A 13726-nucleotide genomic window follows, 5' to 3' on the forward strand; every position below is an offset into this window, starting at 1 on the left:
GGCGCTCTTCCAACTTCGTCATCCTAGGGTCTGCGTCGCTTCGCTCCTTGCTCCGCCCCAGGATGACGAAACGAGAAGCACTGCAAGCTAGTCGCCAACGCATGCGATCAGTTACTCCTTCGGCTCGGGCTCGACTGGAGACTTCGCCTCGTCAGCAGGCTTGTAGAGATAAAAAAACTGCCAGACGGCGTAGCCGGCGAAGCCGAGCGCGATCATGCCCCAGAACGGCGTACCGGTGGCGAACTCGATGATCGACCAGATGACGCAGACCGCGACGATGGCGACACGCCGCCACAAAGGCCGGAAGAAGGGGTGTTCGGAATCTTTCATAGGGCCAATCTACAGCAATCGGTCTCGCCGGGAACCCGTCGCACCAGCCATTGGGAAACTAGACATTTGGAAAGCCTTGCGTCTCGACCGTATAGCCGGCGGCGGTCATGACGCGCATCAATTCCTTGTAGCCAACCTGCGCCATCCTGAGTGGCGGGTTCTTCTTCGGGTCCTGCTCGGCCTCGACCACGAACCAGCCCTCATAGCCATGGTCGGCGAAGCGCTGCACGATGGCGCCGAAATCGAGCGAACCATCGCCCGGCACGGTGAAGGCGCCCAGCGCCACCGCGTCGAGGAAGGATTGTTTGGTGCGATCGAGCTTTTCGATCACGCCCATGCGAACGTCCTTCACATGCACATGGCTGATGCGGGTATGATGGTTGTCGATGGCGCGCAGCACGTCGCCGCCGGCGAATGCCAGATGTCCGGCATCGAGCAGCAGGGGAATGCCGGCTCCGGAATAGCGCATGAATGCATCGAGTTCCGGCTCGGTCTCGACCACCGCCGCCATGTGGTGATGGTAGGACAGCGGCATACCCTGTTCGGCGCACCATTCGCCAAACGCGGTCAGGCGTTTCGCGTAAGCCTTCATCTCGTCATCCGACAGCTTCGGCTTGGTCGCCAGCGGCTTCGAGCGGTCGCCCTGGATCGAGCGGCCGACCTCGCCATAGACGATGCAAGGCGCATTCACCGCCTTGAACAGGTCGATCATCGGCTGGATGCGATCCTTGTTGTCGGCCATCTCCCCATCGACCAGCGTGCCGGAGAACCAGCCGCCGCACAGCGTGACGTCGGCGGCCTTCAGGATCGGCAGCATGATTTCGGGGTCATTGGGAAAACGCCGGCCCATCTCCATGCCGGTGAAGCCGGCCGAGCGCGACTGGCGCAGGCATTCTTCCAGCGACACGTCATCGCTGAGTTCCGCAAGATCGTCGTTCCACCACGCAATGGGGGACATGCCCAGTTTGGCTTTCAAGTCGTCACTCCGGTTTAGAACAGTTATCCTTTGGTTGCCGCCGCCCCTCATCCGCCTGCCGGCACCTTCTCCCCGTATAGTGACGGGGAGAAGGGGTCTAGCCGCGACCTCGGCGTCTTTCTTGCGACGGCGGTGATTGGCGAAACCGGTGGTGACAGCGTCCCTCTCCCCGTCCCTATACGGGGAGAGGATGCCGGCAGGCAGGTGAGGGGCAGCGCCGACCTCAATCACCCACACTCTGCATCTTCCGCTTTTCGTCATACGCCTTGCGCGCCGCGTTGACCTGCGGCCGTACAGACACTTCCGGCACCGCCACGTCCCACCAATGGCCGCCGGCATCCGTGGAAACCAGCGGGTCGGTGTCGATGACGAGCACCGTTGTGCGCGTATTCTTCCTGGCTTGTGCCAGCGCGTTTTCCAGCCCGGCGATCGACGGCACTTTCTCGGCAATCGCCCCCATGCTCGCCGCATGCGCGGCGAAGTCGATGTCGGGCAGAACCTCGTGGCGCGAGTCCTTCAGGAGATTGTTGAAGTTGGCGCCGCCGGTCGCCATCTGCAGCCGGTTGATGCAGCCATAGCCTCTGTTGTCGAGCAGCACGATAGTGAGCTTGAGGCCGAGCATCACCGAGGTGGCGATTTCGGAGTTCATCATCAGGTAGGAGCCGTCGCCGATCATGACGACGATCTCCTCGCCGGGCTTCGCCATCTTGGCTCCGAGCCCGCCGGCAATCTCGTAGCCCATGGTCGAGAAGCCATATTCGCCATGATACGATCCGGGCGCGCCCGCCTGCCAAAGTTTGTGCAATTCGCCCGGCAACCCGCCGGAGGCATTCAGCAGCGTCACACCGGAGCCCATGGCGCGCTGCACGGCGCCGATCACCTGCGCGTCGGACGGGTAGGCGGCATTGGTCGACGCCGTCACCTTGGCCGCCTCGGCCTGCCAGGCCTTCTTGCCGGAGGACGCATTGTCGGTCCAGCTTGCCGGCGCCTTCCAGCCCTTCAGCGCAGCACTGAGTTCGGCCAGGCCCTCGGCCGCATCGGCGACCAGTGGCAGGGCGCGGTGCTTGCCGGCGTCGAAGGGCTGCACGTTGAGCCCGATGATGGTCTTGCCCGAATTCTTGAACAGCGCCCACGAACCGGTGGTGAAGTCCTGCAGACGCGTGCCGATGGCCAGCACGACATCGGCTTCCTCAGCCAACCGGTTGGCGGCAGAAGTTCCGGTGACGCCGACCGCCGCCATGTTGAGCGGATGATCGTCCGGCAACGAGGATTTGCCGCCTTGCGTCTCGCAGACCGGGATGCCGGCGCTCTCGGCGAATTTCGCCAGTTCGTCCGACGCCTGCGAATAGAGGACACCGCCGCCGGCGATCACCAGCGGTTTTTTTGCACCCTTGAGCACGGCGACTGCGGCGGCAAGCTCATGGCGATCCGGGCGCGGCCGGCGCTGGTGCCAGACCCTCTCGGCAAAGAAACTCTCGGGGTAGTCGTAGGCCTCGGCCTGCACGTCCTGGCACAGAGACAGCGTCACCGGGCCGCATTCGGCCGGATCGGTCAGCACGGCCATGGCGCGGCTGAGCGCAGGAATGATCTGCTCCGGCCGGGTGATGCGGTCGAAATAGCGTGAAACCGGACGGAAGCAGTCATTGACCGTAGCCGTGCCGTCGGAGAAATCCTCGGCCTGCTGCAGCACCGGATCTGGGATGCGGTTGGCGAAGACGTCGCCCGGCAAAAACAGGACGGGCAACCTGTTTACATGGGCGAGCGCCGCCGCCGTCACCATGTTGAGCGCGCCGGGGCCGATCGAAGAGGTCGCGGCCATGAAGCGGCGGCGGAAATTGGCCTTGGCGTAGGCGATCGCCGCATGCGCCATCGCCTGTTCATTGTGGGCGCGGAAGGTCGGCAGCTCGTCGCGCAGCTGATAAAGCGCCTCGCCGATGCCGGCGACATTGCCGTGGCCGAAGATCGCCCAGACGCCGCCGAAGATCGGGACTTTGCTCCCGTCGATCTCGGTCATCTGGCGTGACAGGAAGCGGGTCAGCGCCTGCGCCATTGTCAGGCGGATTGTCTTGCTCATGGTGTTTTCCTCCGCAGTCCTATTCCGCGCCTTCTTATGCCGCCTTGCGGCCGCGCGCGGCAAGCCACGCATCCGTCAACTGTTCGAAGCGCTGCGCCATGTCGGCGATCGCCTCGTTATCCGACATCTTGCCGGCCAGCCATTGTTCGGCCGCATGGACGAAGATGGTGCGGCCGACGGCAAAGCCCTTGACGATGGGCGCCTTGGCGGTGGCGGCGAACGCCGCTTCCAACTCGCCCTGCGGCGCTTCCAGGCCCAGCAGCACGACGCCGCGGCACCAGGGGTCGTGCTTCAGGATGACGGCCTCGATCTTCGCCCAGGCGCCGCTCGACGCCTGCGGCTCGAGCTTCCACCAGTCCGGCTTGATGCCGAGCGCATAGAGTTCCTCCAACGCGCGCGGGATCGTCGTGTCGTCGAGCTTGCCATGTTTGCCGGCAATGATCTCGATGAGAAGTTCCCTGCCGACCTTCCGCGCGCCTTCGAACAGGGCGCGCAACTTCTGCTGCTGTTCTTCCTTGAGCGCCGCCGGATCGTCGGGGTGATAGAAACACAGGCATTTGATGCAATGGTCGACCGGCCATTCGACAAGCTGCGAGCCGATGTCCTGCGAGAATTCGAAGCGCAGCGGCCGCGAACCCGGCAACTCTACCGGCCGCCCGAGCCAGGCGAAGGAATGCCTGGCGAATTCGAACATTGCCTTGCGGCCGTGTTTCTCGTCGATCAGCATGCCGTAGCCGTCGCGGCCGGCAGCGACCTTCGCAGCCGCCTTGACCGCCAGCACCTTGAATTCTTCGATCCGAGCCGGATCGGCGCCGGCCTTCGCCGCCACATCCTCGAGCTGCACGCGGTGGTCGCAGGCAAGCGCCATCAGCGAGGGGATGTCGCGCCGGCGCGTCGTCGCCCAATGGATGTGGTTGATCGCCTCGTCCTTGCGCAACGCCAGATGCTTGCTGCCGTGTTTGAGGAAGAACCGCAGTTCTTCGAAGGTCGGATATTCCGGCGCGCAGAGCAGCCGCGACACGGCGAAGGCGCCGCAGGCGTTGGCCCAGGTCGCCGCTGTCGCATGATCTTCGCCACCCAGCCAGCCGCGCAGGAAGCCGGACATGAAGGCGTCGCCGGCGCCCAGCACATTGTAGATCTCGATCGGAAACCCCTTGCCGACGACACCGTCCTCGAGGTCGTCGCTGATCGGTCCGTCATAGACGATGCAGCCCATTGCGCCGCGCTTGAGCACAATGGTCGCGGACGACAGTGAGCGGATCGTCTTCAGCGCGCTCAGGCAATCATCGGCGCCCGACGCGATCATGATCTCTTCCTCGGTGCCGACGATGAGGTCGCAATCGGGCAGCACCGTCTTCAACTGCGCCGAGACCCGGTCCGATTTCACATAGCGCTCGAAGCCTTCGGCATGGCCGGCAAGGCCCCACAGGTTCGGCCGGTAGTCGATGTCGAACACCACCTTGCCGCCCTTGGCCTTCATGATGCGGATCGCCTTGCGCTGCGCGGCATCGCTGTTGGGCCTGGAAAAATGCGTGCCGGTAACGACGATCGAGCGCGCCGAGGCGATGAAGGCCTCATCGATGTCTTCCGGCGCCAGCGCCATGTCGGCGCAGTCCGAGCGGTAGAAGATCATCGGCGAAACGCCTTCGTCCTCGACCGACAGCAGCACCAAAGCGGTAAGCCGTTCCTTGTCGGTCTTCAGGCCGTCGACATTGACGCCTTCACGCGTCAGCTGCTCGCGGATGAAGCGGCCCATCTGCTCGTCGCCGACGCGGGTGAGCAGTGCCGAGCGCAGGCCGAGCCTGGCCGTGCCGACCGAGATGTTGGCCGGGCAGCCGCCGACCGACTTGGCGAAGGAGGTGATGTCCTCCAGCCGCGAGCCGATCTGCTGCCCATAAAGGTCCACGGAAGCGCGACCGATAGTGATAACGTCGAGCGGCGCGTATTCAGCGTCCACGGCTTCGCTCATTGGAACCTCCCGTCGGCCTTGTTGTGTTGGGGTACACGCGCGAGCGGCAGCGTGGCGCCGGGAATATGAAATAATAATTCCAATCCATAGTCAATATGGAATGAGCGTTCCTTCCGTGAAAAGTGCCTTTTCGGCGATGGATCAGGCCTTGCGCTTGCGGCCCGTGTCGCGTCGCTTCTCGCCGACGCCGACGGTCAGCGCCATGGCCAGCGCCATTGTCGCCGACAGCGAGCGGAAGCCGGCGAAATCGGCCTCGGCAACCTCGAACCAGACCTTGGCGAACTGGGCGAGCGGCGAAAACGAGCTGTCGGTGATGGCGACGATCGGCACGCCCTGTTCCGAAATGCTGCGCGCTTCCTCGATCGTGGCCGGTGCGTAGGGCGAGAAAGAAATGGCGATGACGGCATCCGCCGGCGTCGCGAAGCCGATCATCTCGGCATTCAGCCCGGCCGCCGATTCGATCAGCTGGTTGCGGATCTTCAGCTTGCCCAGCGCATAGGCGATGTAGGACGCCACCGGATAGGAGCGGCGCTTGGCCAGCACATAGATGGTCTCCGCCTTGGCCAGCAGGGAAATGGCCTCTTCCAGATGCGCGTCGTCCAGCGTGCGCGAAATGTCGTTGAGCGAGGTCGAGGCGGCGGCGACGAAGCCGTCGAAGATCGCCCGGTGGCCGGCACCGCCCTCTGCCTTGGCGCGCAACGCCTGCAGCCTTTCGTCATAGGATGAGTTGCGCTCGCGCAGCCGTTCGCGAAACACCTGCTGCAGGCTGGTGAAACCATCGAAGCCAAGCTGCTGGGCAAATCGGATCAGGGTCGAAGGCTGCACGCCGGCCGAAGCGGCGATGCTGGCGGCGGTGCCGAAAGCGATATCGTCGGGATTGTCGAGCGCATGGGCAGCGATCTGGGCGATGCGCTTCGGCAGGCTTTCGCGCCGCTCCAGGATGGTGGTGCGCAGCGTCTCGAAATCGCGAGGTACCCGTTCGTCCATCGTCGCTCTGTCCAGGCTCATGCGTGAAGCGTCCCTCTGTGCCTCATCATAGCGAGCCTGCGCAAGAACACCATAAAAAATGAGGCAGACATTCCATTCCAGGGAAAAATGGACTAATTCATCCACGCAGCGCTTCAAGCAGTGGAGAAACGGAAAATGGTCGGCGTCGGTCTCATCGGTACGGGTTTCATGGGCAAGTGTCACGCCATCGCATGGAGTGCCGTCGGCGCCGTCTTTCCGGACGTTGCCAAGCCACGGCTGGTCCATCTCGGCGAGGTCAATGAAGAGCTTGCCCGGCGCAAGGCGGGCGAGTTCGGTTTCGCCAAGGCGTCGGGCGACTGGCGCGCCATCGTCAACGATCCTGACGTGGATATCGTCTCGCTGACCACGCCCAACCAGTTCCATCCGGAAATGGCCATCGCCATCCTCGAGGCAGGCAAGCATCTGTGGTGCGAAAAGCCGATGGCGCCGAGCTTTGCCGAGGCCGAGGCGATGGCAGCGGCGGCGAGAAAGTCCGGTAAGGTCGCGGCGCTCGGCTACAACTACATCCAGAGCCCGGCCATCCGCCACATCGGCGCTTTGCTGGACGAGAAGATCATCGGCGAGGTCAACCATCTGCGCATCGAGATGGACGAGGACTTTATGGCCGACCCAGAGGCGTTGTTCTTCTGGAAGCACGAAGCCGCGTCAGGCTATGGCGCGCTCGACGATTTCGCCGTGCATCCGCTGTCGCTGGTCTCAGCCTTGTTCGGCCGCGTCGCCAGTGTCATCTGCGACATGGCCAAACCCTATGCCGATCGCAAGCTGGCCAGCGGCGGCCGCCGCGCGGTCGAAACCTACGATATAGCCAGCGTGCTGATGCATCTGGAAAATGGCATTGCCGGCACGCTGCTGGTCAACCGCTCGGCCTGGGGCCGCAAGGGCCGCATCGCCGTCCAGATCTTCGGCTCGAAAGGGTCGATCCTGTTCGACCAGGAACGATCGAACGAATTCCAGCTCTACCTCACATCAGACCGGCCGACCGAGCAGGGCTACCGCACCATCCTGGTGGCGCCGCACCACAAGCCTTATGACCTCTTCGTGCCGGCGCCAGGCCATGGCCTCGGCTTCAACGATCTCAAGATCATCGAGTGCCGCGAATTGCTGACGCGGCTTGAAGGCAGGCCGGCGCGGCTCATCGAGTTTGCCGAAGGGCTGGAGATCGAGCGCACGGTGCACGCGATGGCGCGCTCGTTCGAGGAGAAGCGCTGGGTCGATGTGCGGTAAGGCGGCGGCACACCTTCTCCCCTTGCGGGAGAAGGTGGCCTCGCGAAGCGAGGTCGGATGAGGGGTGCTCCAGGGAACACCAACGTCTCACTCCGCTGGAACACCCCTCATCCGTCTCGGCGCTGCGCGCCGATCCACCTTCTCCCACAAGGGGAGAAGGGGAAATCGCGTCAGCCGCCAACCGCCGCATTGATCTCCCACCCGCTCACCCAGACCTGCCGCAAGCGGTCGCCTTCGCCCTTGAACCGCAACCCCGTCGCCTGGCAATCCTCGATCCGGTCGCTGCGGAAATTGCGGATCGCCTGGCGCAGCTCGCACCAGGCGACGATGTTGGCGGTTTCGGCGTAGTAGATGAGCGCGATCGGGCGGATGAGACGCTCGGAGGCGCGGCCCATCTCGTCGCGATAAGAGAGATCGAGCTTCTCCTCGTCGCGGATGGCGCGGCGCACCAGCGCCAGATCGATCGCGCCGGTCGAAGGCGCGGCGAACCCCCATGCATGCAGCGCATTGGCGTCGAATGCCTGCCGCAAGGGTGGCGGCACCGCGCCGGCGATCTTAGCGCTGACGCGCTTGGCCGCTTGCTTGAGCTCGCTGTCTCCGGTGCGCTCCAGCAGCGCCAGCGACAGGACGATCGCCTCCATCTCCTCGATCGAGAACATCAGCGGCGGCAGGTCGAAGCCGGGGCGCAGGATATAGCCGATGCCGCGGCCCCCTTCGATCGGAACGCGCATCGCCTGCAGCGCTGCGATGTCGCGATAGATCGAGCGCACCGTCACTTCCAGCCGCTCGGCAATCGTTGCCGCCGTCACCGGCTGCCGCGCCAGCCGCACGATCTGGATGATCTCGAACAGGCGTGACGCCTTGCGCATTTTTTACCCCAGCTTGCGCGCCCAACTGACACAGCATTGTCAGTTGGGCTGACCTATAGGAGCGCCTATCGAATTGAAAATCAACAGGTTCCGCTGCGGTTTGGCGGAGCGAGGCGGCAGGCAACTGACATGGGCTATGCGGAAAATCTCTGGCTTTTCTTTATCCTGCTGTTCGGCATCATCGCCGTACCGGGCATGGACATGCTCTTCGTGCTTGCCAATGCACTGACCGGCGGGCGCGACAGGGCTCTCGCCGCGACCGGCGGCATCATCGTCGGCGGCATGGTGCACACGCTGAACGGCGCCATCGGCGTCGGCCTGCTGATGCATTTCGTGCCGATCCTGTTCAAGCCGCTTCTGCTTGCCGGCGCCGCCTACATGGCCTTTATCGGTATCACGCTGATGCGCAGTTCCATCACTGTCGGTCAGGAGGGGCCTGCCGGCAGCCGTTCCGCATGGAAGGCCTTTCGCCAGGGTTTTGTGACCTGCCTGATCAACCCGAAGGCATACCTGTTCGTGCTTGCCGTCTACCCGCAGTTCCTGAAACCGGAGTACGGTCCGATCTGGATGCAGGCGACGGTCATGGGGTTGCTGACCGTGGCCACCCAGGCTGCGATCTATGGCGGACTGGCGATCACGGCTGGCCGCAGCCGCAACCTTCTGATCGCCAATCCGCGGGCGACCATTTTTGCCGGCCGGGCGGCCGGACTGCTGCTCTTTGCCGTGTCGGTGTTCACGGCATGGGAGGGACTGAGAGCGGCGTAGGGATTTCTTGCGAAGAAGACCCCCACCCCTAACCCCTCCCCACAAGGGGAGGGAGACTCCCGCCGGCGCTGACAATGGCAACTGTCGAGGCTTTCAGGCGTCAAGGTTCGAGTAGGAGTGCGCGGCAGCGTTCCCTCCCCCTTGTGGGGAGGGTTAGGGTGGGGGTCCGTGCCGGGCAAAGGCCGGCAATAGTGGCTCAAGCAGCTCCCTGTCGGTTGTCGATCATGGCGCGGCGTGCCGAGCGGCGCCACTCGACGGCGCCGGCAAGGCCGTACAGCACCGTCTCGGTGGTCGCCCAGTCGATGCAGCCATCGGTGATGCTCTGCCCGTAGACCAACGGCTTGCCCGGCACCACGTCCTGCCGGCCGGCGACGAGGTTGCTCTCGATCATCAGGCCGATGATGCGCTCGTCGCCTGCCGCGACCTGGCCGGCGACATCGGCCGCGACCTTGGGCTGGTTCTCGGGCTTCTTGGCCGAGTTGGCGTGGCTGACATCGATCATCAGACGAGGTGCAACGCCGATGCGGGCGAGTTCCACAGCGGCGGCTTCGACGCTCGCCGCGTCATAGTTGGGCTGAACGCCGCCGCGCAGGATGACGTGGCAGTCCTCATTGCCCGTGGTCGTGGCGATGCCGCTGCGTCCGCCCTTGGTCACCGCCATGAAATGATGCGGCTGGGCGGCCGATTTCACAGCTTCGGCAGCAATCCTGAGATTGCCGTCGGTGCCGTTCTTGAAGCCGACCGGGCAGGAGAGGCCCGAGGCGAGTTCGCGGTGGATCTGGCTCTCGGTCGTGCGCGCGCCGATCGCGCCCCAGGCGACCAGGTCGGCAATGTATTGCGGGGTGGTCATGTCGAGGAACTCGGTCGCAGCCGGCAGGCCGAGATTGTTGACGGCCGACAGCACATTGCGTGCCATCCGCAGCCCCTTATCGATGTTGAAGCTGCCGTCGAGGTCGGGATCGTTGATCAAGCCTTTCCAGCCGACCGTCGTGCGCGGTTTCTCGAAATAGACCCGCATCACGATCTCCAGCCGGTCCGACAGGCTCTCGCGCAGCGCCGCCAGACGGCTGGCATAGTCGACGGCCGCGACTGGATCGTGGATCGAACACGGGCCGACAATGACGAGCAGCCGGTCGTCGGTGCCGTTCAGGATGGCATGGGTTGCGTTGCGCGATGCGCTGACGGTGCGCGTCGCCGTCAAAGTGCGCGGGATCTCCCGCATCACCTCGTCCGGCGTACTCAGTTCTCGGATTTCCTTGACCCGGAGGTCGTCTGTGGTGGTCAACACGGCTTTCTGCTCCTGTCGAGAGCATGATGCCGAAAAGTGTGAAGCGGTTTCGGACGACATCATGCTCCTCTTTGATTTAGAGGGAACCTGCCGGCTGAAACAAAAAAGCCGCCAGGTATGGCGGCTGTTCGGATATTGTTGCTGCAATCTTCAGATCGAGCGCAATCCTCCCGCCGCCAGCGAGCTCCTAAAGTACCAATATGTGGCGGTCAGGTTGATCATGAGGTTCATATAGTCGATGCGGAGGCGCTTGTCACGTGCCGTAGATGAGTTGGCGAAATCGCTGGCGAGAGCGCCCCTCTCCCCGTCACTATACGGGGAGAGGATGCCGGCAGGCAGGTGAGGGGCGGCGCTTGCGTCGGAAGGATAAGGACAGGGCCAAAAAGCCCCGACTTCAATCGACCCTCTAACTATCAAAGTCGGCGCTGCCTCTCATTGCCCTGCCGGGCATTTCTCCCCGTATAGTGACGGGGAGAAAGGGGCCGGCCGCGACGCCGACCCTATTCCGGAGACGACCCCGCAATGCTCTGGTCATAGTCTACCAGCGATCCGGTCATGACGCCGGACTGCGGGCTGACCATGTAGCTGATCAGCCGCGCCAACTGGTCCGGCTTCACCAATTGCCCCATCGGCTGCGCGGCTTCGGCCTTTGCCAGCCAGTCGTCCGGCGCATCGTGCCACTTCTTCTGCACGATGTCCTCGCCCTCCGTGTCCATCCAGCCTGGCAGCACCGCATTGCAGCGGATGCGGTTGTGACGATAGGCGTTGGCGACGTTCTTGGTCAGCGTCATCAGCGCGCCCTTGCTGGTCGAATAGGGCGTCAGGAACGACTGGCCGGTATGCGCCGACATCGACAGCACGTTGACGATCGAGCCGGGTGCCTTCTTTTCCAGGAGATGCGCCACCACGCCTTGCATCAGGAAAAACGGGCCGCGCACATTGGTGTCGAAGATGGTGTCGAAAAGCTCCTCGGAGGTTTCGACCAGCGAACCGCGCGCCGATGTCGCGGCGGCGTTGACCAGGGCGTTGATGGTGCCGAAATGCGAGATCGCGGTGGCGACCGCCCGCTTGCAGTCGGCCACTTTAGAGACGTCGGCGCTGATGAAGATCGCGTCGACGCCGGCTCTCCTGAAATGGGCGACGGCCTTGTCGCCCTTCTCCTGCGAACGGCCGATGAGCGCCAGTGCCCGGCAACCTTCCTTGGCCAGAGCTTCGGCGACGGCAAAGCCGATCCCCTGGGCGCCGCCGGTGACGATGGCGCGTGTCTGTGAATTGCGATCGGCGGATGCGCTCATCGCTCTGCTCCTGTGGTTCTTCCTAGGGTTTCTTACTTGTCGAGACGGACAGTCTTGCCGGTCGTTGCTGATTTCAGCGCCGCGTCGGCCAGCTTCAGCGCCACCAGCCCATCCGCACCGCTCGGCGACGCTTTCTTGCCCGAGGTCGCGGCCGTGATGAACGCGGCGATCTCAATGGCATAGGCGTCGAGGTAGCGGGTCATGAAGAAGTCGTGCAGCGGAGGGCGGGTGTAGCCCTTCTCGTTGGCCAGTTCGATCGACACCGGGCGCTGGTTCTCGGCGGCAACCATGCCTTTCGAGCCATGCACCTCGATGCGCTGGTCGTAGCCATAGGTGGCGCGGCGCGAGTTGGAGATGACGGCCTGCTTGCCGGAAGCGGTTTCGAGGATGACGCTGACGCTATCGAAATCGCCGGCAGCACCGATCTTCTTGTCGACCAGCACCGAGGCATGGGCGCTGACCGCCACGACCTCTTCGCCGAGCAGGAAGCGCGCCATGTCGAAATCATGGATGGTCATGTCGCGAAAAATGCCGCCCGAGCGCTTGATGTAGTCGATCGGCGGCGCGCCGGGATCGCGCGAGGTGATGGTGACCATCTCGACGGTGCCGATGGCGCCGTCGTCAATTGCCTTGCGCACGGCGGCGAAGTGCGGATCGAAGCGGCGGTTGAAGCCGACCATCAGCGTCGCCTTGGTCTTCTCGACCACGGCCAGGCACTTCTCGACGCGCTTGACGTTGAGGTCGATCGGCTTCTCGCAGAAGATCGCCTTGCCGGCCTTGGCGAAGCGCTCGATCAGATCGGCATGGGTGTCGGTCGGCGTGCAGATGACGACGGCGTCGATATCACCGGCTTTCTCGATATCCTCGATGCTGCGCACCTCGGCGCCATAGGCGCTCGCCAGCTCTTTGGCGGCCTTCTCGAACGCATCGGCGACGGCAACCAGTTTGGCCTGCGGATTGGAGCCGACGGCGCGGGCATGGACCTTGCCGATGCGGCCGGCACCGAGGAGAGCGAAGCGAACGGTCATGGGTATTTCCTCTGGGGGATGGGTTAGAGAGAGTTGTGTCCGCACCTTCCTTTTGGGGAAGGTGGCAAGTCTATTTTTCGAGCGCGCCAGAAAACAGGATGACCATCCTGTTTAGGCCGCGAGTTCCGCCTCCCCGGTCTTGGCGCCGGTGATGTAGGAGACGATGTCGTTTCCGTCGGTGTTCTCCTTGCGTAGATTGGCGACGATGCGGCCGCGCCGGAACACGACGATACGGTCGCAGAGATCGAACACCTGGCGCATATTGTGGCTGATCAGGATCAGCGGCTCGCCATTGTCCTTGAGCGTACGGACGATGTTTTCGACCTGCGCGGTCTCCTGCACGCCAAGGGCAGCCGTTGGCTCGTCCATGATGATCAGCTTGGAGGCGAAGGTCGCGGTGCGGGCGATCGCCACGCACTGGCGCTGGCCGCCCGACATGTGGCGGATGGTGTTGGACAGATTGGGGATCTTCACCGCCGTGCGGACGAGCGCCGCCTCGGTCGCCTTGCGCATGTATTTGCGGTCGAGGATCGAGAACGGGCCGAGATTGAACAAAACCTTCTCGCGGCCGAGGAACAGGTTCGACGGCACGTCGAGATCGTCGGCCAGCGCCAGGTTCTGGAACACGGTCTCGATGCCCGCCGTGCGAGCCTCGATCGGCCCGGCAAAATTCACTTCCTTGCCGTCGAACCAGATCTGGCCGCTGGTGCGCTGCTCGACACCGGTGATCTGGCGCACGAAGGTCGACTTGCCGGCGCCGTTGTCGCCCATGATGGCGACATGCTCGCCCTTGCGCAGTTCGAAATTCGCCCCTTCCAGCGCGTGCACGCCGCCATAGCGCTTGGTCAGGTTTTCAGTCTTCAGGACGATGTCTGACAT

Annotated in this window: 12 protein-coding genes; 2 read left to right on the forward strand and 10 right to left on the reverse strand. The window is 63.7% G+C overall.

The features are described from left to right. Positions 1 to 111: 111 nt before the first annotated feature. From AC0L3E_RS30095 to AC0L3E_RS30115, 5 genes are all read right to left on the reverse strand, one after another. The gene (locus AC0L3E_RS30095; protein WP_473606361.1) at positions 112 to 330 is read right to left on the reverse strand and encodes a DUF3329 domain-containing protein; all 219 of its coding nucleotides are present in this window, start codon (positions 328 to 330) and stop codon (positions 112 to 114) included. Between the two features lie 58 nt (positions 331 to 388). Further along, positions 389 to 1306: a myo-inosose-2 dehydratase gene (iolE, locus tag AC0L3E_RS30100; protein ID WP_127330503.1), complete on the reverse strand. Its 918-nt coding sequence runs from the start codon at positions 1304 to 1306 to the stop codon at positions 389 to 391. 223 nt (positions 1307 to 1529) lie between these two features. Continuing rightward, positions 1530 to 3380, reverse strand: coding sequence for a 3D-(3,5/4)-trihydroxycyclohexane-1,2-dione acylhydrolase (decyclizing) (gene iolD, locus AC0L3E_RS30105; protein ID WP_473606362.1), 1851 nt, complete (start codon positions 3378 to 3380; stop codon positions 1530 to 1532). Between the two features lie 34 nt (positions 3381 to 3414). Beyond that, entirely contained in the window at positions 3415 to 5349 is a 1935-nt protein-coding gene (locus AC0L3E_RS30110; protein WP_473606363.1) for a bifunctional 5-dehydro-2-deoxygluconokinase/5-dehydro-2-deoxyphosphogluconate aldolase, read from the reverse strand. A gap of 141 nt (positions 5350 to 5490) precedes the next feature. Next, positions 5491 to 6336 carry a MurR/RpiR family transcriptional regulator gene (locus tag AC0L3E_RS30115; RefSeq protein ID WP_164762714.1) on the reverse strand — a complete coding sequence of 282 codons (846 nt, stop codon included), beginning with the start codon at positions 6334 to 6336 and terminating at the stop codon, positions 5491 to 5493. Positions 6337 to 6492: 156 nt separating this feature from the next. On the opposite strand from AC0L3E_RS30115, the gene AC0L3E_RS30120 reads away from it, so the two are divergent. Next, a complete protein-coding gene (locus tag AC0L3E_RS30120; protein ID WP_128308913.1) occupies positions 6493 to 7602 on the forward strand; it encodes a Gfo/Idh/MocA family protein in 1110 nt (369 codons plus the stop codon). 170 nt (positions 7603 to 7772) lie between these two features. Here the strand turns inward: AC0L3E_RS30120 and AC0L3E_RS30125 are convergent, their stop codons facing one another. Continuing rightward, on the reverse strand, positions 7773 to 8471 hold the full coding sequence (locus AC0L3E_RS30125; protein ID WP_127331216.1) for a helix-turn-helix transcriptional regulator: 699 nt from the start codon (positions 8469 to 8471) through the stop codon (positions 7773 to 7775). A 129-nt stretch (positions 8472 to 8600) separates the two neighbouring features. Between AC0L3E_RS30125 and AC0L3E_RS30130 the strand changes: the two genes are divergently transcribed. Beyond that, positions 8601 to 9236 carry a LysE family translocator gene (locus tag AC0L3E_RS30130; protein ID WP_128310101.1) on the forward strand — a complete coding sequence of 212 codons (636 nt, stop codon included), beginning with the start codon at positions 8601 to 8603 and terminating at the stop codon, positions 9234 to 9236. A 196-nt stretch (positions 9237 to 9432) separates the two neighbouring features. On the opposite strand, the gene AC0L3E_RS30135 is transcribed toward AC0L3E_RS30130, so the two are convergent. The 4 genes from AC0L3E_RS30135 to AC0L3E_RS30150 form a co-directional block, all read right to left on the reverse strand. Beyond that, on the reverse strand, positions 9433 to 10524 hold the full coding sequence (locus AC0L3E_RS30135) for a 3-deoxy-7-phosphoheptulonate synthase (protein ID WP_128308932.1): 1092 nt from the start codon (positions 10522 to 10524) through the stop codon (positions 9433 to 9435). 500 nt (positions 10525 to 11024) lie between these two features. Beyond that, positions 11025 to 11819 (reverse strand): SDR family oxidoreductase, encoded by a 795-nt coding sequence (locus AC0L3E_RS30140; protein WP_473606364.1) that lies wholly within the window; start codon positions 11817 to 11819, stop codon positions 11025 to 11027. Between the two features lie 32 nt (positions 11820 to 11851). Beyond that, on the reverse strand, positions 11852 to 12847 hold the full coding sequence (gene iolG, locus AC0L3E_RS30145) for an inositol 2-dehydrogenase (RefSeq protein ID WP_027039991.1): 996 nt from the start codon (positions 12845 to 12847) through the stop codon (positions 11852 to 11854). A 111-nt stretch (positions 12848 to 12958) separates the two neighbouring features. Then, complete coding sequence (locus AC0L3E_RS30150; protein ID WP_023810655.1) at positions 12959 to 13726, reverse strand: ATP-binding cassette domain-containing protein; 768 nt, start codon at positions 13724 to 13726, stop codon at positions 12959 to 12961.

This window comes from Mesorhizobium sp. WSM4822 (assembly GCF_055811155.1).

Bases quoted from the DNA above. Each gene is read 5' to 3' on its own strand.
- AC0L3E_RS30150 (WP_023810655.1), bottom strand. From the start codon at position 13,726: ATGTCAGACATCGTCCTGAAGACTGAAAACCTGACCAAGCGCTATGGC.
- AC0L3E_RS30125 (WP_127331216.1), bottom strand. From the start codon at position 8,471: ATGCGCAAGGCGTCACGCCTGTTCGAGATCATCCAGATCGTGCGGCTG.
- AC0L3E_RS30130 (WP_128310101.1), top strand. From the start codon at position 8,601: ATGGGCTATGCGGAAAATCTCTGGCTTTTCTTTATCCTGCTGTTCGGC.
- AC0L3E_RS30140 (WP_473606364.1), bottom strand. From the start codon at position 11,819: ATGAGCGCATCCGCCGATCGCAATTCACAGACACGCGCCATCGTCACC.
- AC0L3E_RS30095 (WP_473606361.1), bottom strand. From the start codon at position 330: ATGAAAGATTCCGAACACCCCTTCTTCCGGCCTTTGTGGCGGCGTGTC.
- AC0L3E_RS30115 (WP_164762714.1), bottom strand. From the start codon at position 6,336: ATGGACGAACGGGTACCTCGCGATTTCGAGACGCTGCGCACCACCATC.
- iolD (WP_473606362.1), bottom strand. From the start codon at position 3,380: ATGAGCAAGACAATCCGCCTGACAATGGCGCAGGCGCTGACCCGCTTC.
- AC0L3E_RS30120 (WP_128308913.1), top strand. From the start codon at position 6,493: ATGGTCGGCGTCGGTCTCATCGGTACGGGTTTCATGGGCAAGTGTCAC.
- AC0L3E_RS30110 (WP_473606363.1), bottom strand. From the start codon at position 5,349: ATGAGCGAAGCCGTGGACGCTGAATACGCGCCGCTCGACGTTATCACT.
- iolG (WP_027039991.1), bottom strand. From the start codon at position 12,847: ATGACCGTTCGCTTCGCTCTCCTCGGTGCCGGCCGCATCGGCAAGGTC.